The organism is Absiella sp. AM09-50 (assembly GCF_003433845.1).
In the GTDB taxonomy this organism is placed as follows: Bacteria; Bacillota_I; Bacilli_A; order Erysipelotrichales; family Erysipelotrichaceae; genus Hoskinsella; species Hoskinsella hominis.
Genome location: NZ_QVFI01000024.1, coordinates 37,815 through 64,371 on the forward strand (window position 1 = coordinate 37,815; position 26,557 = coordinate 64,371).

At 32.8% G+C, this 26,557-nt stretch carries 22 protein-coding genes; 21 read left to right on the top strand and 1 reads right to left on the bottom strand.

Annotated features, from left to right (window positions below):
- Positions 1-34 precede the first annotated feature (34 nt).
- From DW114_RS16565 to DW114_RS16640, 16 genes are all read left to right on the top strand, one after another.
- Positions 35-5,008, top strand: coding sequence for a M60 family metallopeptidase (locus DW114_RS16565; RefSeq protein WP_117454822.1), 4,974 nt, complete (start codon positions 35-37; stop codon positions 5,006-5,008).
- A gap of 4 nt (positions 5,009-5,012) precedes the next feature.
- The gene (locus DW114_RS16570) at positions 5,013-6,212 is read left to right on the top strand and encodes a hypothetical protein (RefSeq protein WP_117454823.1); all 1,200 of its coding nucleotides are present in this window, start codon (positions 5,013-5,015) and stop codon (positions 6,210-6,212) included.
- 232 nt (positions 6,213-6,444) lie between these two features.
- Positions 6,445-8,364 carry a BglG family transcription antiterminator gene (locus DW114_RS16575; RefSeq protein WP_117454824.1) on the top strand — a complete coding sequence of 640 codons (1,920 nt, stop codon included), beginning with the start codon at positions 6,445-6,447 and terminating at the stop codon, positions 8,362-8,364.
- A gap of 10 nt (positions 8,365-8,374) precedes the next feature.
- Complete coding sequence (locus DW114_RS16580) at positions 8,375-8,998, top strand: RDD family protein (protein WP_117454825.1); 624 nt, start codon at positions 8,375-8,377, stop codon at positions 8,996-8,998.
- 84 nt (positions 8,999-9,082) lie between these two features.
- Complete coding sequence (locus tag DW114_RS16585) at positions 9,083-9,412, top strand: PTS lactose/cellobiose transporter subunit IIA (RefSeq protein ID WP_117454826.1); 330 nt, start codon at positions 9,083-9,085, stop codon at positions 9,410-9,412.
- Positions 9,413-9,493: 81 nt separating this feature from the next.
- On the top strand, positions 9,494-9,832 hold the full coding sequence (locus DW114_RS16590; protein ID WP_117454827.1) for a PTS sugar transporter subunit IIB: 339 nt from the start codon (positions 9,494-9,496) through the stop codon (positions 9,830-9,832).
- A gap of 38 nt (positions 9,833-9,870) precedes the next feature.
- Positions 9,871-11,283: a PTS sugar transporter subunit IIC gene (locus tag DW114_RS16595; protein ID WP_117454828.1), complete on the top strand. Its 1,413-nt coding sequence runs from the start codon at positions 9,871-9,873 to the stop codon at positions 11,281-11,283.
- Positions 11,284-11,327: 44 nt separating this feature from the next.
- Positions 11,328-11,849: a GrdB-related putative oxidoreductase gene (locus DW114_RS16600; protein WP_117454829.1), complete on the top strand. Its 522-nt coding sequence runs from the start codon at positions 11,328-11,330 to the stop codon at positions 11,847-11,849.
- A gap of 129 nt (positions 11,850-11,978) precedes the next feature.
- On the top strand, positions 11,979-13,277 hold the full coding sequence (locus DW114_RS16605) for an ATP-binding protein (RefSeq protein WP_117454830.1): 1,299 nt from the start codon (positions 11,979-11,981) through the stop codon (positions 13,275-13,277).
- Between the two features lie 83 nt (positions 13,278-13,360).
- Positions 13,361-14,098: a Fic family protein gene (locus tag DW114_RS16610; protein ID WP_117454831.1), complete on the top strand. Its 738-nt coding sequence runs from the start codon at positions 13,361-13,363 to the stop codon at positions 14,096-14,098.
- A gap of 113 nt (positions 14,099-14,211) precedes the next feature.
- Positions 14,212-15,306: a DUF871 domain-containing protein gene (locus tag DW114_RS16615; protein ID WP_117454832.1), complete on the top strand. Its 1,095-nt coding sequence runs from the start codon at positions 14,212-14,214 to the stop codon at positions 15,304-15,306.
- Between the two features lie 375 nt (positions 15,307-15,681).
- A complete protein-coding gene (locus DW114_RS16620) occupies positions 15,682-16,629 on the top strand; it encodes a hypothetical protein (protein WP_117454833.1) in 948 nt (315 codons plus the stop codon).
- 41 nt (positions 16,630-16,670) lie between these two features.
- Positions 16,671-17,636, top strand: coding sequence for a hypothetical protein (locus tag DW114_RS16625; protein WP_117454834.1), 966 nt, complete (start codon positions 16,671-16,673; stop codon positions 17,634-17,636).
- 27 nt (positions 17,637-17,663) lie between these two features.
- Positions 17,664-18,533 (top strand): ABC transporter ATP-binding protein, encoded by an 870-nt coding sequence (locus DW114_RS16630; RefSeq protein ID WP_117454835.1) that lies wholly within the window; start codon positions 17,664-17,666, stop codon positions 18,531-18,533.
- Positions 18,530-19,642 (top strand): hypothetical protein, encoded by a 1,113-nt coding sequence (locus DW114_RS16635; protein ID WP_117454836.1) that lies wholly within the window; start codon positions 18,530-18,532, stop codon positions 19,640-19,642. The genes DW114_RS16630 and DW114_RS16635 overlap by 4 nt, the downstream gene beginning before the upstream one ends.
- Positions 19,639-21,768 carry a hypothetical protein gene (locus DW114_RS16640; protein WP_117454837.1) on the top strand — a complete coding sequence of 710 codons (2,130 nt, stop codon included), beginning with the start codon at positions 19,639-19,641 and terminating at the stop codon, positions 21,766-21,768. The genes DW114_RS16635 and DW114_RS16640 overlap by 4 nt, the downstream gene beginning before the upstream one ends.
- Positions 21,769-22,207: 439 nt before the next feature.
- Here DW114_RS16640 and DW114_RS16650 read toward each other — a convergent pair whose 3' ends face one another.
- Positions 22,208-23,014 carry a MerR family transcriptional regulator gene (locus DW114_RS16650; RefSeq protein ID WP_117454839.1) on the bottom strand — a complete coding sequence of 269 codons (807 nt, stop codon included), beginning with the start codon at positions 23,012-23,014 and terminating at the stop codon, positions 22,208-22,210.
- A gap of 84 nt (positions 23,015-23,098) precedes the next feature.
- On the opposite strand from DW114_RS16650, the gene DW114_RS16655 reads away from it, so the two are divergent.
- The 5 genes from DW114_RS16655 to DW114_RS16675 all read left to right on the top strand — a co-directional run bounded on the left by DW114_RS16655 (position 23,099) and on the right by DW114_RS16675 (position 26,487).
- A complete protein-coding gene (locus tag DW114_RS16655; RefSeq protein ID WP_117454840.1) occupies positions 23,099-23,731 on the top strand; it encodes a GNAT family N-acetyltransferase in 633 nt (210 codons plus the stop codon).
- 5 nt (positions 23,732-23,736) lie between these two features.
- On the top strand, positions 23,737-24,987 hold the full coding sequence (locus DW114_RS16660) for an ATP-binding protein (protein ID WP_199483622.1): 1,251 nt from the start codon (positions 23,737-23,739) through the stop codon (positions 24,985-24,987).
- Positions 24,988-25,071: 84 nt separating this feature from the next.
- Positions 25,072-25,917: a prenyltransferase gene (locus DW114_RS16665; protein WP_117454842.1), complete on the top strand. Its 846-nt coding sequence runs from the start codon at positions 25,072-25,074 to the stop codon at positions 25,915-25,917.
- A complete protein-coding gene (locus tag DW114_RS21780; RefSeq protein ID WP_233509592.1) occupies positions 25,901-26,236 on the top strand; it encodes a transporter in 336 nt (111 codons plus the stop codon). Before DW114_RS16665 ends, DW114_RS21780 begins: the two co-directional genes overlap by 17 nt.
- An 8-nt stretch (positions 26,237-26,244) precedes the next feature.
- On the top strand, positions 26,245-26,487 hold the full coding sequence (locus DW114_RS16675; RefSeq protein WP_117454845.1) for a DUF3781 domain-containing protein: 243 nt from the start codon (positions 26,245-26,247) through the stop codon (positions 26,485-26,487).
- Positions 26,488-26,557 lie beyond the last annotated feature (70 nt).

Below are 26,557 nucleotides of genomic sequence, written 5' to 3' on the forward strand. Positions count from 1 at the left end.
TAACCTACCTTATGAGGGATGAAGGAGAAATTTTATGAAAAAAATAGTTTGTTTGCTGGTGGCAGCCGCAATGTTATTGCCAATCAATACATTTCAGAAAAGCAAAAGCATTTCCGCAGAAGATGCGACCACAACCACAACAACAAGCGGTTCTTTGCGTGCAGATATCGTGTTTCATCAGCCAATCAAGAAAACAAAACAGGGCATAAGCGCCTCAATTCATGTTGGTGATGAAGTGGTTTCTGTGAATTTGGGTGGTGAGGATACTACATTTGAAGGTATTATCCAGAATCAAAAAGTCACAGGATATACAAGGGTCACTACTGATCAGGATGATATCAGGCGTATTTCTATTGTATTTGACGGGCTTCCTTTAAATACTTATCATTTCCAGTTGAAAGGAAATGGTTTTCATACTGTCGAACAGGATGTAGAAATTAAGGACTACAGTAAATATTTATACATTGATACCAGTTCTGTATTTTTATGTGGAGATCTAAATGATGATGGTATGGTCAATGATATGGACTATAATTTAGAATTAGATCAAATTGATCAGGATTCCACAGATTTAACTTATGATATCAATGGGGATGGCATTGTGGATATTTTAGATTTAAGCTATATTCATAAGACTTTAAGTATGAAAGCAGAGGATGCTTTAGAATCTTTAGGCAATGCGATATTAAAACCAGAAAATATCACAATAGAAACAACGCCAGAAGTAACCTTGCAGGGTACTGTGGAAAATCTGATAAATCCAGAGAATGAAGAACCACTAACCTTTGGCTTTAAGGATGAAACACAAACCATAAGTAAAGATACCCCAATAGAAATACCTTTAGCACTTACGACACCAGTGAAAATGAATAAAATTGAAATTGATGCAGGTGAGGGTGAATCAGCAATCACATCAGGAACAGCAGATGTTACGATTATAGATGAACAAAGTGGTGCGGAAATTGTCATAGAAAAACCATTTGGGATGAAGCAATATCGTTCTGCTCGTGCACAAGATTCAAATATTGTGATCGATTTAGGTGGACAAGTCGCAGTCAAACATATCAAAATCAAGGTTACAGGAACCAGAACAAATCGTCATTTAGCGGAAATCACAAAAGTAGAATTTTTAAATGATGTATATGATACGATTCCAGTACCAGAAGCAGCTTATCCAAAAAATGTTTCTGTAACATCTAAAGACAGTTCGCTGGATGTTGCTTGGGATAACGTTGTAAATGTGAATGGGTATCAAGTTAAATATGTTGGTTATGATAGCAAAACGAAAGATATTGCAGAAAAAATAGTAAATGTAACCGATAATCATACGACATTATCCAATCTTACAAACTTTATGAGTTATACCATCTCTGTACAATCCATTACAGATGATGGCTGGTCAAGTGGCTATGGAGAAAGCGTAATTGGTATGCCAAAGCCTACCAGCGTACCGGAAACGGTAGAAAATGTGAATGTAAAAGGTGGATATCGAAATATTACAGTATCATGGGGGAAATCAGAAAATGCATTAACCTATAATGTATATTATCGTATAAAAGGTTCAGAAGATTATAAAAAGATTTCAGGTATTAAAGATAAAACTATTAAGATAGATGATTTAGCGGATGCGACAACATATCAAGTATGTGTCAGTGGTAGTAATGATTTAGGTGAAGGTGGAAAATCGGCTGTATCTATTGGCACGACAACCAATCTTGCGCCAACCATCACACCTAATTATCATTTAATTAATTTCTCATTAGGCGAAGATAAAACAACAGCCGGTATCAAAGATGTGACTTATCCATCTGCCAATCCAGAAGGCTATGACAAATTTGATATCGTAGATAATGATCAAACTAGTTATTGGCAGTTCAACAGCTGGGATGCTGGAGGATACAATAAAGGAAAACCAAGTCCTATCGTAACATTTAAAGAAGCACATACCTTTGGAGAATTTGTAGTAATTCCTAGTTATAACTTTGTAGGGGATCTGACCTATGTCAAGGTTCAGTATTGGGATGAAAATGGAAAAGGTATACTTGTAAATGATGCGCAGATACAGAAATGTTATGATACAAATAAGAATCTGTATTATCGTATCAAACTGAAAACACCAATCACATCTGATAAAATTCAAATCAATCTTGCCCAGTATTGGTCTGGTAATAATGATATCAAAATCAGTGAATTGAAATATTATACATACGATACACTAGCAGAAGATATTCAAAATTTATTTGGGGATGATTTACAAATTACTTTAAAAGAAAATGTAACGCAGAAAACAATTAATGATTTATCAGAAAGATTAGAAATTAAGGATCAAGGTGAATTACATCCTGATTATGTGTCATTGAAGAAAGATTTAGATTATGCCCAACAGATTCTGCAAGATAAAGACTTAAGTAAGGAAATCACAACGGTTGATCAAAAAATGTCCACAAAAAATGATGTGGGAAAAGGTTTCTCTTATAACATTAGCGATTTACAACCATTAGGCATTGCTGCCAGAGCGGGGGATCAAATCGCAGTATATCTTGGTAAAAGTAAAAATGCGACAGGAAATGTACAGCTGGTTATGACACAGCCATATGCAACGCCAAATAAATGGAGTGTTGTTTCAACATTACAGCCGGGTAAAAATGATATCACAATTCCAGATATTACATCTAAGGATATTGAACATGGAGGTTCTTTATATTTAAGATATGTAGGAAAAGAGCCAGGCTATGATATGGAAAAGAATCCGATTCGAGTACGTGTCAGTGGAGGCATTAAGATTCCTTATTTGAAACTTGATGGAATCCATAAAGAAAGTGAAATGAAGGCTCTTATATCTGATTATATTGATGATTTAAATAACTATGTTTCATATCTGGATAAGGAATATAAAGACAGTGCATACAGTGCAGCTCATCAGGCATTAAATGTCACAGAGATTGCATCTGATCAAATGCTATTCTCTATACCAGCGACACAGGCACTTTCCGGTATCAAAAATGGGACAGCCACAAAAGCAGAATGGATAGAAAATCTATATCAGAACGAACTTGCGGCAGAGCAGTTGATGGATTTAACCTATGCGCAAAAAGGTTTTTCAGATAACGCCAAAGATGCAGTTGATAAAAAACCACATACAAGAATCAATATCCGTTATATGGATGTACAAAATGCATTTATGTATGCAGGCGGCGGTCATGTGGGGATTCCTTTTGGTTCAGGTGCTGGTCTGATGAAAGGAAAACCTGCAAAATGTCCTGTAGATAAAAATGAAAAATGCAGTACAGGTGCTTTATATGGCTGGGGTATTGCCCATGAGATTGGTCATGAATTAGATCAGCAGAGTGGTGCTTATGCGGAAGTATCCAACAATGTTGTGGCACAGTTTGCGATGACATTGGATGAAGAAAGATTTTCAAGAATCGGTGGATATAAAGACGACTATACAAATATTTATCAAAAAGTAACCAGTGGCAGTAAAGGCTATGCATCAAGTGTATTTACAACTTTAGGCATGTATTGGCAGTTACATCTGGCATATGATGATGCATGGATTCGTCCAGATGATACCAATATGTTTACATCCCGCATGTATCAAGCATATCGTCATGCGGACAGAACAAATGTAGATTATCAAAATCTCTTGATTCGTATGGCTTCTTTGGCAGCTGATAAAGATTTAACGGATTATTTTGAACACTGGGGATTAAGTGCAAGTGATGATACAAAAGCCTGGTTAAAGGCACAAAAACTAGAACCTGAAACAAAACCAATCTATTATCTGAATGAAACAGCAAGAAGAAAACGTATAGAGCATCAGGCAGATATGGCAGAAGATACAGTGCTATCCGCTGAATTAACACATGATACTGCGCATGGTAATGATGATAAACGTGCAGTTTTACATATGTCTGTGAATAAAGATCAAGACAAGATTTTAGGATATGAAATTATCCGTAATGGAAAAGTTATCGCCTTTACCAATGATGATACGTATACCGATACCATTACCACAACAAACAATCGTGTATTCACATATGAAGTCATCGCATACGACTATAATTTAAATCCAACCAACAAGGTAACACTTGATCAGGTAAAAATCAGCCATGATGGAAGTATTGCGAAAAACAACTGGGAAATTTCCAGTAACGTTGCCGATGATCAAATCATGGAAGGTGATGAACAGGACAACAACACATTAAAAACATTGATTGATCAGGATTATTCCTCTGTTTATCATGGTGAAACAAATAAGAATATAGAATTCATTCTGAATATGAATGCCTCTCAACAGGTTGTAGGATTCAAATATACAGGAGTAGAAAACGCAAAAGATAATCTAAAAAACTATGAAATTGCATTATCCAATGATGGTGAAAAATGGACAACCGTAGCTTTGGGTAGTTTACAGGCAAGTCCAATCACACAGACAGTGTTCTTCTACAGTGATAAAGATTACACAAGCAATAAACTGGAAATCTTTGATGCACGTTATGTAAAAATCATTGCGAAACAGAAAACATTAAGTGCCGCTGAAATTGATATCTTAGCGCCTCCAGGAGATAACGTTGATTTAACTGATTCTGGAATTGGTATTTTAAAAGAAGCATATACATACGCACCAGGTAAGAGTATTCCAAAAGGTTCTTTGTTGTTCACAGGAGAATATCGTGGAAATCCAGCATTTAATTCTGTACTTGTGATTGATGAAAACAATAAAGTTGTCGCAGGAACAGGTGAAAATGGTAACGCAGATGCAATTCTGCTGGCAAAGATTCCTGAAAATGCACCATTGAATGAAATCGCAAAAGGCACATGGATCTATTGGATAGAACCAGAAAACCTGCCACAACAATTACCTGAGAAAGTAAAAGTAGAATTATATCGTGTAGATGATGCACTAAATAGTGAAGGACAACGATTGGTAAGTGATACATTATATGTCACATTGCCAAAAAAGCTTCCAAGTATCACGTTAAACAATCAGGCATATGGGGAGTAAGATTATGAAAAAGATGAAAATATTTATTGCGGCGTTTATGGTATGCAGTATGTTTATGATGCCAGTAAAAGCCAATGATACAGTTACTGTTAGCTTTGAGGCAACAGACAATAAGAATGAAGGAGTGCTTTCTATTGAAAATATTGAATCCGTAAATGCACTTTCTTTAAATATCACGCTAGATACGAACGCAAAATTGATAGAAGTGGTGCCAAATGAGGACTTATTAAAACAGGGCGCAAAATTTAACTATCGATATCATGAAGATACAAAAGCGTTAAATCTGTATATAACAGGGAAACAAGCATTTGCATATGATCAAAAACTTCCACTTGCCTATCTACATTTTGAAAATGAAGAAAATACTTCCGTAAAGCTTTCCTTAAATCCAGATAAAGCAGGTCTAAAGCTGGTATATGATACCTTTGCGCAAACCCTAAATGAATCAAATGGTTTGGTATTTACAGCTTCACAATTATCAGTATCTGGTAGTAAAACAGAAGAAGAAATACCTGATAAAGAAGAAATAAGTTATCCAGCTGCACAGGTAATCGATAAAACAACAAATGTAACGATTGAAGCAGAAGAAGGTATTCTTCCTAAAGGTACAAACGCAAACATATCACAAATGAAAGATGAAAAGAAGCTGGAAACGATTAAGAAAAAGCTAAGTGAATTAAGTGAAAAGTTTACAGTGTATGACATTACTTTAACGCATAATCAAACATTGATTCAGCCAAAAGATGGCAAATTGGTAAGTGTTCGCCTACCGATACCAAGAGGATACGATCATGATAAACTTGCGGTTTATTGTGTTGATCAGGAGGAAGTAGAAGTATTTCAGGTAGAAGTCATAAATGGCATGGCGCAATTTAAAACCAATCATTTCTCTACTTATGTATTAGCACAAACAGGTGTAACACCAAAGGATGATCCAGAAGGAAACAATGGGGAAACTACAAATGATCAAAATCATCATGATGACGCCAATCCTGATGATGGTAATCAGAAAAATGATGCGATAACACCAAATGGAGAAAGTCAAAACAACGCTTCTACAGATGATAAGAAAACTAACAACGCAACAGCACAAACAAGTGATACAATACAAAGTGAATTATTGCTTGCGGCATGTTTTGTGTCTATCGGCATTCTTGGAATATTGACTTATAAAAGAAAGCTGTGGAAAAAAGTAAATAAATAAGGCATAGAAGGATGATAAATAAAAAAGCTTATCATCCTTTTGTTTATAAATACTTATTTAGGAAATATCATTCCATATTCTAATTGATTTTCTTCCTAATATAGTTAAATTATAATGCTTTGCTTTTCAATTGATATATAAATATGGTAAAATTTCCTAGCAGTTAGGAAAAACTATGCAAATAAATCCTACGACAACACTTTATAATGGTACATAGAGAGGGTGTGAGAATATGGCATTAAACAAGCGGCAGGAGAAAATCATTGCGATGATGAATGATATGAATGAATGGATTACTGGAAAAGAATTAAGCAAACTCTTAAATGTCAGTGATCGTACCATTCGCTCTGATGTAGATGTCATTAATCGTACATATGAGAATGAATTGATTGAGAGTAATCTTCGTTATGGATATCATCTGAATCAGAGTATATTTCGTACACTGGATATCAAAATTGAAGATACGATTCCACAGACACCGCAGGAACGCTGTGTATATATTATTCAGGAATTGTTATTTCAAAGAAATGAATTAAATATCATAGACCTGCAGAATAAAGTATATGTTAGTGGATATTCCATCGATAATGATATTAAACGTATCAAAAAGATGGTAGAACCCTATGATGATTTAAAACTGGTGCGATCAAAAAGCTTTATTCATTTAGAAGGAAGCGAAGAAAGCAAACGTAAATTATATAAGGACATGCTGGCAGAAGAAACTAAGGGAAACTTCTTAAACATGAACAAGCTTGCTTCCTTATATAAAGACTTTGATTTACTGGAAGTTAAGCAGATACTGGATGATACTTTACAAAAATATGATTTCCATATTCGTGAAATGGCAATGCCATTATTGATGATGCATGTAGGTATCGCGATTGAACGTATTATTCATCGTAACTTTATTGTCACAGACCGTAAAAATCCAGAACTGGCAAAAAGTGTAGAATATATTATCGCAGAAGAATTCTTCCATAAGGTTGCTGGAAAAATCCGTATCGAAGTGGTAGAAGATGAAATTGCATTACTGGCATTATTGCTGCTGGGGAAACGAAGCAGTGATTATACCGGGGATAATATTAAAATAGAAAATCGAGATTACAATGTGAAAAAACTTGTAGAAGATTTGTTGGCAGATATCTATACCATGTTCGATATTGACTTCCGTAATGATACAGATTTAAAAGTGGGTTTACAAATGCATTTACAATCTTTGATTGAACGGCAATCACGTAATGTAGAAGTAGACAATGTGTATCTGGAAGAAATCAAAAAGAAATATCCACTGGTATTTGAAATGGGTGTACGTGCAGGTAATTTCCTAAGTGAACAAACAAATCTTGAAATTAATGAAAATGAAATAGGTTTCTTTGCGTTACATCTGGGAAGTGCATACGATCGTAGCTCAGCTTCTGGCAAATATAAAGTATTGATGATATATCCAGATGATCAGGCATTAAGTAAACTGTGTGCCCAGAAAGTAGAAACAAGGTTTTCTGAGCGTATGGAAATCATTGATCATATGAGTTTCTTTGAAGAAGCACAGGTGGAAGCCTTACAACCGGATATGATTCTGACAACCCTTCCATTGATGCACAGCCTTGGTATTCCCACTATTCAAATATCACTATTCGTGAATTTTGAAGATGAAAGCAGAATCTTTCATGCCTTGAATCAATTGGATAAGGTAAAGAGTAAAAAGGAATTTAAAGAACGCATTGTACATTTAATTAAACCACAATTCTTCTATACGGATTTAAATGTATCTACACCAGAAGAACTAATCAGTTATATGTGTGAACAATTAGACAATGAAGGATATACACCAGTTGGTTTTAAGGATAGCGTTCTACAAAGAGAATCTATGTCATCGACATCATTCACCTATGGATTTGCTCTTCCACACACCTTCAATGTTGCCGCAAACTACTCTTGTTTATCCGTTGCCATATTGAAAAATCCAATCAAATGGGGAGATTTTGATGTACAGCTAGTCATATTGCTCGCAATACGTAATGAAGATCGAAAATTATTACGGGTATTCTTCGACTGGTTAAGCAGTATCGTTATCAATTCCAGCAAGTTCGCAAGTCTGTTGGAGGCTAAGAATCAAAAAGAGTTTATCATGCAGATTCAAGAAGAATCATAAGGAGGAAAACATGAATATTTTCTTTAATTTATATATGAAATTAGATCACAGTGAATGCAATGTCGCAAATGGAAAGCGATTATTTGCTTATATTATTGACTGGTTTTTAGGAAGTCTTTGTACACTGCTTCCAATGTGTTTACTATGGATGATGTGGACAAAAGATATGGAAACGATGGCAGGCGTTAATGTATTGGTTATTGCAGGTAGGCTAGGAGATGGAAAAGCATATCTTGCAGGCACCTTAAGTATTTTGTTTGCGTTATTCTATTATGTATACATACCTTTAAAAATCTATCCGGGACAAACACCTGGAAAACGTGCCATGGGCTTTAAAATTGTAAAAAAAGATGATTCAAAAGCAGATTTAAAAACACTGTTGATCAGAGAAGTGATTGGTGTCATGATCATTGAAGGAAGTCTTTATACCGTATCTGGTGTATGGCATTCCATGTTATCTTTGGCATTAAACCTGAATCTGGTAGGAATTTTAATGTATGCAGGACTTGCTGTAGGTATCCTGAGTGGTTTTATGATTCTTAAAATAAACAGTCGCAGAATGTTCCATGATTACCTTGCGAAAACAAAAGTTGTAGAATATGAAGAATATATGGGAGAAAATAAAAGCATTTAAATTTCCTAGGACTAGGTAAATACTTCCATGTAATTATATAAGATAAACGATATAATGATATTGTAAGAAAAGGAGGGCGCTTTTATGGAAGGCTTAGAATTACAGTGCTTTCAGATTATATCAGCCGTAGGAACAGCAAGAAGTACCTACATTGAAGCAATTCAGGAGGCAAAACGTGGAGATTTCAAACGTGCTGAGGAACTGATCAAAGAAGGAGAACAAAACTTCAATCAGGGACACCAGGCACACGCATCCATGATTCAGCAGGAAGCAAGTGGAAATCCTGTACAGCCAAACCTGTTGCTGATTCACGCTGAAGACCAGCTAATGAGTGCAGAAGCATTCAAAATCATTGCTCAGGAAATGATCGATAATTACAAACGCATTGCAGAATTAGAAGCGAAATTGAAATAATTCCTAGTACTAGGAAAACGCTTCAAGATTATCATTTTCGAAAGAAGATATAATGAGTATGCTATGAAAGGAGATAGTCGTATGAGAAAAATCTACCTGTTCTGCAGTGCTGGAATGTCTACAAGTATGTTAGCAAGCAGTATGCAGATGGAGGCAGATATACGTGATTTGCCAATCACCGTGGAAGCATTTCCAATCAATCAAATGGGTGACATCATAAAATATGATCGTCCTGACTGCATATTACTTGGTCCACAATCTAAACACTTATACAAAGAAATGTTAGATCAGTTTGGCCATGAAGGGATCCCAATGGCAGTCATTGACTCAGAAGCATATGGCATGATGAATGGAAACAAGGTTCTCGCAATGGCTATCAAATTGATACAGCAGAAAAGTAACAAAAAAGAAGAATCATAAGAGGGTATAATGATTCTAACGAAAAAGGAGAGAAAGAGATGTTAAAAACATTAGAAAAATACTTGATGCCTCTTGCAGAGATGATTGGCAGAAACAAGTACTTAATTGCTATTCGTGATGGTTTCCTAGTATCAACTCCATTGTTGATCGTAGGTTCTATCTTCTTGTTGATTGCTAACTTCCCTATTAATGCATGGACAGATTTCATCAATAACTTCATGATTGGATCACAGTCATTAGGTGCATTATTAGGAAAACAATCTGATGCAACATTTACAATTATGGCAATCTTTGCAACTATGGGTATTGGTTACTCATTCGCAAAAGAAATGAAAACTACACCAATTTTCGGTGCTGCTGTTTCATTGATGTCTTGGTTCATCTTAATGCCATATGCTTTAACTAACTCAATCAAAGCATTATTTGATGCAAATGGTGCAGCAATGGAAGTAGCTGAAGGCATGAAAGCTACAGTTAGTGGTATTGATTTGGGATGGTTAGGTGCCAAAGGTATCTTCATGGGTATCATTTGTGCATTAGTTAGTGTTCATATTTATGCTTGGGTAGAACGTAAAGGTTGGATCATCAAGATGCCAGCTGGTGTACCTCCAACAGTTGTACAGTCATTCGCTGCTTTAATTCCAGCAGGTATCGTTATGACAGTATTCTTTGTAGTAAATATGATTTTCGTTGGATGTGGTACAGATGCATTTACATTCATCTTCACATTCTTACAGACTCCATTACTTGGATTAGGTGATACATTAGGTGCTATGATTATCGCATACATCTTCTTACACTTATTCTGGTTCTTCGGTGTTAACGGTGGTTCTGTTGTTGGTGCTGTATTCAACCCAATCCTTCAGACATTATCTCTTGAAAACTTGAATCTGTTTAAAGAAGTTGGTGCAACAGGTGGATATACAGTAGCAAATGGTGCTCACGTTATCTCTCAGCAGTTCCAGGACTTATTCGCAACATTCGGTGGATGTGGTTCTACATTATCATTATTGATCGCAATGTTATTATTCTGTAAATCTAAACGTATTACAGAATTAGGTAAATTAGCATTAGTTCCAGGTATCTTCGGTATCAACGAACCAATCGTATTCGGTTTACCAATCGTATTGAACCCAACAATTGTTATTCCATTTGTATTGGTTCCTACAGTAAACATTATCTTATCTTATTTCGCTATGGACTTCGGTTTATTCCCACCATGTAACGGTGTAAATATTCCTTGGACAACTCCAGTTATCATTTCTGGTTTCTTGGCTACTAACTGGGTTGGTGCTGCATTCCAGGCATTCTTACTTGTACTTGGTGTATTCATTTACATGCCATTCATCAAAACAATGGACAAACAGTACTTGGAAGATGAAGCAAAAGCAGTTGCTGCTCAAGAAGAAGACGATATTAGCTTAGACGATCTGTCATTTGACGATCTGTAAGATTAAAATTGTAGTATAATACAGTTGAAAGAGGTGTTTCGTAAATGAAAATTATTATGATTTATGACCAGATTCAGGCTGGTGCAGGAACAAAAGACGACAAGATGGTACCACTTGCTGCAAAGAAAGAACCAGTAGGTCCAGCAGTTATGATGGAGCCTTTCCTGAAAGAAATCGATGGACGTGTAGTTGCATGTCTATACTGTGGTAATGGTTACTATCTGGAAAACAAAGAAGAAGTAACAAGAAAGCTTGTTGCAATGGTCAACAAACTGCAGCCGGATGTGGTTATGTGCGGACCTGCTTTCAACTATGCTGATTATGCAGGTATGGCTGCTCATATTGCTACTGAAATCAATGCGAATACAAGTGTTCCAGCATTTGCCGCAATGTCAGTCGAAAATGAAGCTACAATCAATGAATACAAAGATAAAGTCATGATTGTAAAAACACCTAAAAAAGGTGGTACTGGCTTGAATGAAGCATTGAAAAACATGTGTACACTTGCAAAAGCACTGCATGAGAAAGCTGATACAACAAAATTAAAAGAAGACGTTTGCTTCTAATACATAGAAAAGGATGAGCGAAGATTGAATCGTTCATCTTTTTTTTGATTGATGAAATTCAGTTTTAGGAATATAATATATGTAAGAAAGAAAAATGTGCAAATGCACAGTTTTGTAACGAGGTGACATATGGAAATTCAAAGAGATAAATACTTGAATAAGCTAATATCTAAAAAGGATAATGGCTATATTAAAATAATAACGGGAATAAGAAGGTCTGGAAAATCATATTTATTATTTCATATCTATTATAAATATCTAAAAAGTATAGGTGTAAACGAAAATCAAATCATTAAAATAGCACTAGATGAATTAAGTAATATGCAATACCGTAATCCTTTTGAACTAGATAAATATATACGCAGTTTATGTGAGAATCAAAACGAAAAATATTATATCTTCATAGATGAAATCCAGTTGGTTAGCGCAATCCAAAACCCTTATGTAGATGATGAAGAAGCTAAAATTACATTTGTGGATGTATTATTGGGTTTAATGAAAATAGAAAATTTAGATATTTATGTAACAGGCAGTAATTCAAAAATGCTTTCTTCAGATATATTAACGCAATTTAAGGATAGAGGTGATGAAGTACGCGTTTTTCCACTATCTTATCAGGAATTTTATAATGCTTTTGATAAAAAAGAAGAGGCATGGATGAATTATTTTACATATGGAGGAATGCCGCGATTATTGAGCTTTCATACACATGAAGAAAAAAGTAAATATCTAAAAGAGCTTTTTTCTAAGACGTATATTAGCGATGTAGTGGAACGAAATCAAATATCAAATGATATTGATGTTTTAGATGATTTACTAAACATTGTTTCATCAAGTGTAGGGTCACTTACAAATCCCAATAAACTATCGAATACGTTCAGGAGTGTAAAACATGTTTCTATTGGTAATCATACAATAAGTAAATACTTAGATTATTTCATAGATGCGTTTGTTTTAGAAAAAGCAATACGATATGATGTAAAAGGAAAAAAATATATAGATACACCACTAAAGTATTATTTTACAGATATAGGATTGCGCAATGCCCGATTGAATTTTAGGCAAACAGAAGAAAATCATATCATGGAAAACATCATTTTCAATGAACTTGTGCGCAGAGAATTTGATGTGGATGTTGGAATGGTAGAAGCTTATACAAATGATGAACAGGGAAAAAGGAAACGGCAACAATTGGAAATTGATTTTGTCGCAAGTAAAAACAGTAAGCGATATTATATACAATCAGCGCTAACTGTAGGATTAGAAGAAAAGCGGCAACAGGAAATCAATTCCTTCCTTAAAGTGAATGATTCTTTTAAGAAAATTGTTGTTGTGAAAGATAAAATGATACCATGGTACGATGATTTTGGAATCTTATATATTGGTATTGAGCAATTCCTATTAGATCAGAATTCTTTAGATATCTAAATTTGAGAAGCATCTTTGCTTCTTTTTCTTTTTTTGCATAAGGAGCGTGCTATAATGAATTTTAAAAGAGGTGTAAAGGAAATATGTATAGACTAAAACTTGATACACAAGAAGAAATGGATAAACAGTTATATGAATTTAAAATACTCTTTGCATATCATTCAAACAAAATAGAGAATGAAAAAGTAAATCTTGATATTACAAGAGAAATATTTGAAAAGGGTAGTGTGACAGGATATACAGGTGATTTGAAAACATTGTTTGAAATAGAAAATCAAGTACACTGTTTTGAATATTTAAAACAATTTATCATCAAAAAATATCCTATGGATATATCTTTTATAAAAGAAGTACATTATAAATTGACAAAAGGGACTTATGATGATAGAAGATATCACATAAATAATGAAAGACCTGGTGAATTTAAAAAACATGATTATGTTACAGGAGTATATGAAGTAGGAAGTTATCCTGAAAATGTAGAGGTTGATTTACAAGATTTATTAAATGAAGTCAATGAATATCAAGGGGATGATTTTTTTACTGTTGGTGTATATTTCCATGCCATGTTTGAAAATATTCATGCTTTTGCGAATGGCAATGGTCGCGTGGGAAGAAGCTTAATGAATTATTATTTTATGATACATGAGATAGCGCCAGTCATTATTTATGATGAAGATAAGAAACAGTATTATCAAGCATTAGAAGCTTTTGATCAAAATGATACATTGAAACCATTAAAACAACTAATACTTCAACAACAGAAAAAAACATGGGAAAGAAATATAGGTGAACGTCCTAAACTACATAAGTTTATATAAATAGGAAACTTTCCTAAACACTAGGAAATATTTCCGTAAACAAAACATATAGAAACAGAGTATAATAGAGTCATAGGAAATGGGAGAAATCCCATGAAACAAGGAGGCATTTTATGCATAGATTAGGTATTAGTATTTATCCAGAACATTCTACACAGGAAAAAGATTTCGCTTATATGGAGCTTGCCGCTAAATATGGCTTTACTCGTATATTTACATGTTTGTTATCTGTAGATAAAGAGAAGGATGAAATTGTAAAAGAATTTAAAACATTTATGGATAAAGCACATGAATTAGGCTTTATTGTTAGTGTGGATACAAATCCACAGGTATTCAAACACTTAGGTGCTACACCTATGGATGTTTCTGTATTCCATGAAATTGGTGTGGATATTATCCGTTTAGATGGACATTTTGATGATTTCCAGGATGCATTATTAACACACAATCCATATCAAATTAAAATTGAATTTAATGGAAGCAGTGATGCAAGTGTAGATCATTTATTAAGACATGGGGCTGATAAGCACAATATGACAATTTGTCATAACTTCTATCCAGAACGTTATAGTGGTTTAGGCTGGAATGTATTCATGAACTTTAACAAAAAATGGACAGCTTTAGGATTACCTATTGCGGCATTTGTTACCAGTAATAATACCAATACATTTGGTCCTTGGCCAGTATATAAAGGATTGCCAACTGTAGAATTACATCGTGGAAAACCTATTGATTTACAGGTACGTCACTTCTTATCATGTGAAGTCATTGATGATATTTTAATTGGCAATGCATATGCAACGGAAGAAGAATTAAAGGCAATGTCAGAAGTAGATTTCACAAAGACCACCATTCGTATTGATACAGTAGATGGCTTAAGTGATCTTGAAAAACAGATTTTATTTGAAATGCCACATGCTGGAAGAAGTGATGCGAGTGATTATTATATCAGAAGCAGTTTACCTCGTTTCGCGTGCAGAGGAAAGAGCATTCCTGTAAGAAATCATGATGATCACATGTTCCACAGAGGTGATGTAGTTATTGTAAATGATAATCTAAAACACTATTTAGGTGAATGTGAAATTATCTTACAGGATATTGAAAACGATGGCGAAAGAAACTTTGTTGGACGTATCCCAGAAGATGAAATGATGATTCTTGATCAGATGGAATTGCATCCTGATCATATCTTTGGATTCTTAAAATAATGAAAATACAGCTGATTCAATTTGAATCAGTTGTTTTTTTATATATCTTGTGTTTATAAAAGGTTGTTTTATTTTTTTAATTTGTATTGAATATTAGCTACTTATAGGAAGAGGGGATACTTCATGAAAATGAATTATCTATTATTATGGAATGTGAAAGAGAAAATTTAGTAAAAGAAAATTTTGAATTACAATATATAAATGAGATTGTGGAAAAGTATCATGGTGTGATGAATCAGGTGTTGAAGGATTCTTATGAATGCAGGATTTTATTATTTTATTGACCGCTTACTGTAAATATTGACCACTTACTGTTTTTAAATTGAAAAGAATGGAAATCAGATGAATAATGATGATAGATGGAGGTCTTTTCATATGAAAAAACTAATGGTGAGTATACTTATGATCATGGTGGTTTTGAGTGGATGCAGTGTAAAAAAAGATAATATAGATAAAGTAGTAGAGAATCCTAAAGAAGATGCTGAAGAAAGTCATGGACCATTTATTGAAAGTGAAATTAAGGACATTAAGATTTTAAAAGATAGTGTTGTTTTGTCTGCCGATATATCAATGGGACCAATTAACACAAAATATTATTTTCATGCATATCAAAACGGGGTCCCAATAGAATTCTCTTTTGATAAAGATGGAGATAAAAGAATTACGCAGGAGATAACATTAACAAAAGAAAAGAATAGTTATACATTTTATATGAATGCGAGGAGCTTTAAAAAAGGAGATACAGTGAATTTTGGTTATGGAGTTGTCGTAAATCCTGATTATTTTCCTGAGATAATAGAGTTTACAAGGTTTGATATTATGAAATCTAATGTAAGTGCTATTTGCCGTGATTTTAATGTTGATAAAGATTTTATTGGAAATCAATCAGATAAAAAAATATTAGATAATTTAGAGTGGACGGATATGAAAGTCACGGATGATAAAAATATAATAAGCTCATATGCACTGGATACAAATGAAAAAATACTTGAACAGGTGGTGCGTAATGAACCTGTGAATAATCTTATGGTGATGCATGCGAAAAAAGGGAAATTGTTTAAGATATTTTTCGTTAAGGATGGATTAGATGCAAATGCAATCATAACATTTTATATTGACCATAAGCCAGTCATGATAAAAGGTGATTATGTGGCAGGTAAACTAGATTATACCAATGAAACATTTGGTATGACAAGTTTTGAATTAGAGATACCTCAGGATGTAAAAGAAGGAAATCATACATTTTATGCAATGATTTTTACGAACAGTAATAATAGAAAGCATTATGAAAATACAGAACCGCGGGTTTTGGAAGTTGAATAGCTAGTTTATGAATGTGGCATAAGGAAAAGAGGCGTAAGATTATGAATACATATCTAAAAACAGCAACAATATTATTAAGTCTGGTATTGATAATAGGTGGATGTAGTGTAAAAAAAGAGAATGTAGAAGATGATGTAGGAAATAAGATAAAAGATGAAACAAATGATCAGGGACCATTTTTAACATCAGAAATTCAAAATATAGAGATAAAAAATGATAGTGTAGCTTTACATGTAAATTTGGAAGTAGGGCCAACAAATGTAAATCATAAACTATATGCATTTCAAAATGGTATTCCTGTGGAGTTTTCTTTAGAAGAATCTCAAAAGCCTTCTTTTGTTCAGACAATAAAACCAGCTAATGAAAAAAATCAAATCACATTGTATATGAAAACAAAGGATTTTAAAAAAGGTGAAAAAATTAATTTAGGCTTTGGAATCGTGATAAATGCAGATTATTTACCTGAAGTATCAAATTTTATTATGTTTAATGATTCCATGATTCAGGCGTATGGAAAAGACTTTATCGCAGATCAGGATTATCAAAATCAGAATATAGATACGAAAGTAATGAATAATCTAAAATGGACAAGTACAGGTAAAAAAGATGAAAAAAATCTAATGCCATCCTATCTTTTAGATACGGATAAAAAAGTATTTGATGACATGTTCAGCGGTAAATCATATAATTCTGGAAAAGTAATACAAACGAAAAAAGGTAAAACATTACATATCAGCTTAACAAAAAATGGCCTTGCGCCGAATGGAACGATTTCCTTTTATCTAAATCATAAACCTTTAAAGCTTGTGGGAGGATATGATGCGGCAATACTGACTTATCCAAATGATGATTATGGAATAGCGGATTTTGATTTAATAATACCAGATGATATAGAAAAAGGTAACTACGCTTTTTATGCAATCATTGCACAAACAGAAGAAGCACAAGGATCTGGTGGAGTATATGCGTTTAAGATCTCAGATGAGCGTTTGGTACAAATTGAGTAAATTTATCCCATGACTGGAGGCTTTCATATGGAAGTAGAAATTAAAGATATAACGAAATATTATAAAAAGCATATGGCTTTAGATCATGTGAATTTGTGTTTGCATCATGGTGTCTATGGCTTTGTAGGACCAAATGGGGCAGGGAAAACGACTTTAATCAATATCCTGGTAAATGTATTAGATCCTTCTGGTGGGAATATCTTTTATGATGGAAAAAATATCAAAGATGATATAGAAAGTTACCTTGATCAGGTAGGGTATCTCCCACAATATCCAAAGTTTTATGGTGATTTTACATGTGCGGAATTTTTAAAATATATGTGTGTATTAAAAGATATTAAAAAAAGTAAAATAGCTTCTAAAGTTAAGAAAGTCCTGCAGTTATGCAATTTAGAGGATGTACAAAATAGAAAAATCAAAGAATTCTCAGGCGGTATGCGACAGCGTTTAGGCATTGCACAGGCAATCTTAAATGATCCTAAATTATTGATTTTAGATGAGCCCACAGCTGGTTTAGATCCCAAAGAGCGTATACGGTTTCGTAATGTGATATCTAATTTATCTACTGATCGTATCGTTATTCTAGCAACTCATATCATGGAAGATGTAGAAAGTATCGCAAATGAGGTAATTCTGATACAAAAAGGAAAATTGCTGGGTGTAAAACGTACAGAGGATATGCTGGAAGAAATCAAAGGAAAAGTATGGTTGAGAAAAATCTTGCAATCATCTTTATCAGATTATGAAAACAAGTATATGATTAGTAGTATCATACATGAAAATGAATATGTTTCCATTCGATATATCAGTGATCAAGAAGAAACAGGTGCGTTATCTGTAGAACCAAAATTAGAAGAAGTATATTTATACTACTTTCAATCAGGTGAACATGTATGATACTATTACGATATGAATGGAAGAAATTATTAAAAAGCAAACTATTTATTTTCTCGTTTATTGTATTATTTGGTGTGCATTTGTTGTATAGTTTTGTGCCATATGTAATGGATTATCATAATAATGGAGAGGTTCTTCAGATAGAAAAAAATTTAAAACAAAAAGTAAGTGGACCGATTACAAATGATACATTTGAAAAAATAAATGCACTCAAGCAAGATACCAATAAACAAGGTGAAAATAATGAAGCGCAAGCTGATAAAATCTATCTAAATGTGATTGAATCAGAAATAAATAATCAACTTGACTATAGCCAGCAAATGAAAGATTATTGTCAGAATATCAAAGATAATATCGTGTATTTAGAAACACATCATGAAAAAAGACAGGTCTTAAAGTATGAAAAGTTATATCAAACATATGAAGGAAGAACACTGTCTTATTACGATAATCATAAAGGATGGGATAAGTTATTAGATAATCAAACATCAGTTATTTTTATCTTACTCATCATGATGATCACATTGCCTATGGTTTACTCACGTGAAAAAGAAAGTGATATGGAACTGATTCTTTATTCCACAAAGATTGGAAATCAGCAGATTCAGAAAGGGAAGCTTTATTTTACAATCAGCTTTGTGATAGTATTGGTTGTTTTGTTTTCTTTGATGGATGCGATCCTTACACTTAGTATATATGGTTTTGATGGTGCACAACTGCCTGTTTATACAAATGCGGCATATCACTTTTCCACAATGAATGTCACAATGCTTGGTTATTGGTTATATCGTGTTTTGTTTCAATTAATAGCATTATGCTGTATGGGCGTTATTATTTTGACAATATCCAGAAGAATAAAGAATCCTATGATGTCAATTATGATTACATTTGCGTTTGTATCAGGATTGTTGCTGCTGGGGGAAACAGGCTTTACAACATGGAATCCCTGTGGATTATTATATCTGAATAAAACAGTAAATGATGTCACGTGTATCACGATTTTCCATCACAGCTTTTATACATATCAAATCACACTGCTATTGGACGTATGTATATTACTTATGATATTCCTATATACGCGATACACACGTAGGAGGAAAAGCCTATGATATACGAAATAAGAAAAATATGTAAACAGAAATTAATGATGATATTATTGGTTTTAATGTTTTTTGTGATGCTCATACAAAGTATCACCTTTCATCCAATACATCGATTTACACAGTCAAACAGCCAAGAGATATATGAAGAACAATTGGCTGTATATCGTGGAAAACTGACAGAAGATAAAAAGAACCAGTTTCATCAGGAGTATATGAAAATCATAGATTTAAAAACAAAACGTGATGATTTATATGATACTATCCATCAAAAATCTTATGAATTATCTGATGCATCAGTGAAAGAAATGAAGCAGAACTTAGAACAGGTAAATTCTGGTTTACTAAAGATGGAAGCATACCAGACGCTCAAAGATGAAATAGATTATGTAAAAGAAAATCCAAAAGAAAGAGAAGTTATCGATCCCATTGGTTGGAAGAGTGTTATACAAGATGATGGCCTATCCTATCCCTTGATCATTTGTCTGTTATTGATCAATATCACGCTTTTCACAATGGAATATGAAAATGAAATGCATAGCCTTACCATTAGTACAAAAAAAGGCAAGAAATATACGTTTAGAAGTAAATGCTATGCAGGATTATTATGCAGTTTCCTATGTATTCTAATCGCTTTGTTTCTACATGATATCCCATATTTTTTACACTATGATTTTTCAGATATCTTTGCGCCCATTCACAGTGTACCTGCGTTTGCGCACATGAGCTTAAATATTAGTTGTATACAAATACTGCTCATCATACAATTGATGAAAGTCATTGGTTATTTATCCTTTAGTGTTTTGATATGGATTATATCTATTTGTCTGAAAAAGTTTATCTCTGTATTTTCTATTTTACTGTCCACAATTTTATTAATGAACTTTTGTATTTCATTACCATATATCTATTATGTGCCATTTTCGCTATCTTTCATGAAAGCTACTGGTTTTTTTAGAGGAAATGAACAGATTGTATTGAATAAAGGCAGTGATGGGGAATTCATTGTACAGACCTATGTAGGAGGCAATAAATTATTAGAAATCATCATGGCAATCATATGGATATTTGTGATAGTATATGCTTTATACAAGGTATATCAAAGCTTTTGTAATATACATAAAAAAATAAAATTTAAGAAAAAGGTAATAGCTTTATTCATCATTTGCTTATTGAGTGGATGTAGTAACAAAGTATCAATAAAAGATACGACAAGGATGAATATTAATGATACATTCTTACCTTATCGAGATGGCGTATTGTTTATTGACCAAAACAAAATCAAATATATAAATTTAAAGAACCAAGAAATAGAAGATTTTATCAAAGATATTTCTCCACAGGTATTTGAAGGACAAAAAGAAAAAATGATTGTGCAAGAAAATGTTGTCTGTTATATGAACCAACAAAATTCTTCTATTCGTCAGGGATATGATGTGGATTGTTATGATATAGACAAGCATAAAGTGAAAACAATCTATACAAGTCGTAAAGATTATCAATCAGAAATGTTGTTTGGATTAATAAAACAATACCATGTTGGATTAGAAGATGCACCTCGTTTAACTGGTATGAGAGGAATCTTTATATATCATAACCAGTTATATTACTTTGATGAAGAAAACCATTTAATGAATGTGGATATAAATGATACTAAAAATATAAATGTTGTGCTTTCAGATTACTCTGGCAATGGAATTTTAGATGGTGATAATTTTTATTACATCAGTACGACATTGGATTTAAAAAAATATGATTTATCTGAAAGAAAGTCGACGATCATATCAAAAGATTTTGTATCACAAGTATCGTCATACAATAATACATTATATTTCACGACATTAAATAAAAAAGGTGTCTTTACATATCATGATGGAAAAATTGAACATATCATAAAAGAAAATGTACGTTTGATAGCAGTCAATGATTTCTACATTTATACACAGGATATAAATGGTGTATGTGTGATTTATGATAAAACAACACATCAACAGGTAAAAACTGTATCTATATCTTTTGATGTAATACAAGGAATAAATGATATTGTGTTAACATCGGAAACAGTTGAAGGCGTACAGACGATATTTCAATACGATGGTTTATTAAGTCATAAAATAAAGCTGATGTCTAATTGATATCAGCTTTTCATTACTCACTTACCATTCTTATACGCTCTATTTTATGTATCAAAACATCTTTATTCTTACGCATATCCACATAAAGAAATAGCATATTCAATATGAATAATATAATGCTTATGGAAAAAGCTTGAGAAATATTCAAAGCAGTAAAAACAAAATAACTAATACATGATATGATCATGGATGTAATTACCGCAATGAGGAAAAATCTAAAAAAATAACCTTGATTAGTGATAGATTGAAAATAAAGGTCCCAGCTTTTTTCATCCATATGGGACAAACCTTTCTTTATATAAAATGACAGTAATATAAAGCCAATTAATAAAAAGCGCGTCAGTATCATAAAAATAAGCATCAAAAAACATAAACGTATCATAAAATCACTTCCTTATTGATATCTATTATAAACGATACAGTTACTGTAGAGTCAAGATTAATCTTCAATTTCAATGGTTATTTCGCTAACATAGTCCTCGATTGTATGAATAGCGAAGTCATTTAATCCAGTTTCAAAAGCATATTTACCAAGTTTGATATGATGAGCATCCGCATAAGCAATGATATCTTCATAAAAAGCTGGAATTTGATTCCAATCACCTTTGATATAAGCACAAAGATAATATCCTTTAGGACGAATCATTACAGACTTGGATTTTAAGGATTTCTTAATAGGAAGATAAAGTCCATCATATGCATCGTATTCATGATTTCTTATTTTATCTAATGCAATATAACTGCCATATCCAATAGAATTTCCTTCAGAAATATTCAACTCTAATAATTTTTGCGCAATCATATCCAATTGGTCGTCACGAAAGGAAAAAGGTGTTGTGAGTATGATTTCTTTGTTTCTTTGTTCCACGCGGATCTCTCTGTTATGAATCTGTTCACTGATTTGAAGCATTTTTAAGCGTTTTTGTAGTATTTCCCGTGTTTGTTTTAATTGCTGGATCTGTTGATCAATCATGGCTATTTTTTCAATAGCGATGGATTTAAATCCTTCACTACTAGGGTGTTTTAGATAATCAGCAATTTCATCAAGACTCATATGTAAATCTTTCAACATTAATATAAATTGAAGCTCAATACTTTGCGATTCTGTATAATAACGGTACTGATTATCTCCTTTATGTTTTGGAGAAAATAAGCCAATATCATCATAATAATGCAGTGTGCGTTTATTAATGCCATGTAGTTTCGCAAATTGCGCTGTTGTATAATAGGTGTTTGAATGATACATGAAAGTACCTCCTTGACTTTACAGTAACTGTATACTTTAAGATAAGTATACATGATAATTTCATGTAAGAAAAGGAGTATGTTTATGAACAAAATTACATTACGAACAATACAGAAAAAAGATTTTTCAAGAATCCAGAAAATGATTAAGCAGGCATGGAAATACGAAGAAATGAGCAGCCCTAAAACAGCAGATCATATGGCAAAAGCATTTTTAAGCAGTTGTTTATGTAATCAGACATTTACAGCTGTTGCTGTGAATGCACAGGATCAGGCAATTGGTGTTATTATGGGAAATGATAGAAAACATCATCATTGTCCTTTGAAATATCGTATCCGACAGATACAATCTATCTTGTCTTTGTTTCTACATAAAGAAGGAAGAAGAATTGCTATGATGTTTAAAGATATCAGCGTAATTGACAGTGAATTATTGAAAGAAAGTAAAATGGAATATGATGGAGAAATTGCTTTTTTTGTTATGGATGAAGCATATCGTGGAAAAGGTATTGGTAAACAATTGTTTATTGCACTTCAAGAATATATGAAAAACGCAAATGTGGAAAAGTACTTTCTGTACACGGATACAAGCTGCAACTATCCTTTCTATGAACATCAAGGATTGATTCGCAGAGGAGAAAAGGAACATGCATTTCATATCAATGGGCAAAAGGCAATAATGTCCTTTTTCATCTATGATAATTTGAATGATCTATAAATAACTTGAACAACTTGCAGTTATGTGCGAAACACAATAAACATGAATATAAAAGTTATCTAATAATAGACTTTGGTAATGTATCAAATGAAATTATTGATTTATTTGAAAATGAAAGTAGTAATTTGGATTTTTTCTTTATTAAGCTATCAGCATATTATGGTATTCAATTTTACGAAAGAGATACACTAATTGTATTTGATGAAGTACAACAATTTCCACGCGCTAGACAATTGATTAAATATTTAGTAAAAGATGGGCGATATGATTATATTGAAACAGGTTCTTTATTGTCATTAAAACGAAATGTGAAAGACATTATAATACCATCAGAAGAAGAACACATTCGATTATATCCATTAGATTTCGAGGAATTTTTGTGGGCATTAGGTGATAAAACGACCACTCCATTTTTAAAACTCTGTTTTCAAGAAAAAAAGCCATTAGGACAGGCTATGCATAGGAAAGTTATGATTGATTTTAGACAATATATATTAGTTGGTGGAATGCCCCAGGCTGTTAATGAATATGTGAAATCAAAAAATTTCGCAAACGTAGATAAAATCAAAAAAAATATCTTGACCTTATATAGAAATGATGTAAGTAAGTTTGCTACTGGTTATGAAAATAAAGTACTGATGATTTTTGATGATATTCCTGGTCAATTATCAAAAAAGGAGAAAAAATATAAGATATCTTCTATTCGTAAAGGCGCAAGATTTCGCGATTATGAAAATGCTTTTATGTGGTTAAATGATGCAATGATTGTGAACTCTTGTTATAATTGTACAGATCCTAATGTGGGGTTTGCATTAAGCAGTGATTTTACAACAAGAAAATGTTATATGGCCGATACCGGATTGCTGATAAGTCAAACATTCATGGATAACGATTATACGAGTAATGATTTGTATAAAGCTGTCTTATTTAATAGATTGAATATCAATGAGGGCATGCTCATGGAAAATGTTGTTGCTCAAATATTAAGAACGAATGGTCATAAATTATACTTTTATTCAAGAGTGGATGTAGATCATCGAGAAAATCATATGGAAATTGATTTTGTAATTAGTGATGGAAGAAAAATATATCCTATAGAAGTAAAATCTTCCATATATAAAAAACATAGTTCATTAGATAAATTTAAAACTAAGTTTGGTAAGCGTATAGGAACATCATATATTTTATATCAAAAAGATCTTATGGTTAGAGATGGCGTAGTACACCTACCGATTTACATGGCAATGTTTTTATAATTTATATAAAAGGTTTTTGATTCTCTATGTCAAAAACTTTTTCTTTTTCTTACTATCCATGATATTATGAGAGTAAGGCAGGTGATGCATGTGATTTTTCAAGAGGATATAAATGCTATCTTGTCACATCGCTATGATCAGGGAGCAGATCTATGGACAACACCAGATCATAAATTATTAAAAGGAGCGCCATTTACAACCTTGGAATGTGCAACATATCTTATTGAATTAGGTATGTCACAGAATGATGAAATCATAAAACAACTTGCGGAATTGATTTTTTCTGTATGGAAAGACGATGGCCGATTTCGTATTTCGCCTAATGGGGGTATCTATCCATGTCAAAGTGCGTTAGCCTGGCAGGTATTATGCAGAATGGGATATGCAAGTGATGAACGTTTAATAAGAACTTGTACATATTTCCTAAATACACAAGAGGATGATGGTGGTTGGATTTGTAAGAAATACAGCTTTGGCAAAGGTGAGGAAACAATGTTTTCTACGCCTTATACAACTCTTTTGGTGTTAGATGCACTTCGTTTTTATGATATAGATTCTTTGGTGGTAAATAGAGCAGTTGATTTCTTATTAAATCATTGGAAAATAAAAAGACCAATTAGCCCATGTCATTATGGGATTGGTACATTATTTATGCAGGTAGAGTATCCATTTCGTGGATATAATATATTCTATTATGTATATATTTTATCTTTTTATGAAACGGCTATTAAAGATTCGCGTTTTAAAGAAGCATTTGAGGCATTGTCATCAACATTACAAGATGGAAAAATCGTTGTTCAGCGAGTAGTACCAAAACTGGCAAAGCTATCTTTTTGTCAAAAAGGTAAAATAAGTGAACTTGCGACAAAGCATTATTTAGAGATTGTGGAAAACTTAAAGGGAGATAGAAAAAATGAAGCTAGTATATGATATATGTATGGGTTTAAGTATTGGGACATGCATTGGTATTTGTATTGGATTATTTAGAAAAACAAGATATAAGCATTATACACCAGAGCGTTTAGAAAAAGCGAAGCGAATGTCAGCTTTCATGCTACAAACTTTAAAATATGTAACATTGACATGCTTGGCATTGGGATTGATATGGTGTGCATATTTCCTTGTATTGGCAATGATGAAACCTGAACTTGCGGATTATGCGGATAATATGTCTGAATTAATTGTATCTGTATTAACTGTGATTTCTATTATTTTTGCGTTCTTTGAATTTATAAGAAGAAAGGATTAGTAATGATCATGAACAATGAACTGATAGAGCATTTGGAAATGATACATACCACCCCTATGGGAGAAGTACGTATCAAAAAGAATTTACAGATATCCTGTGATGATACTGTGGAGTGGTGTAAACAGCAAATAATGAAAACAGATACCATATTTGAAAGAAAAGGAAAAAACTGGTATGTTTATATCAAATTAGGTATTCTTACAATCAATGCCAGTGCTTATACAATCATTACTGCGCATCCTTATAAATGAAAAAAAGTGTACAATTCGTCAATGCCAATAAGTTAAGGGTATTGACAACAATGAAAAGTGATATCTAGTG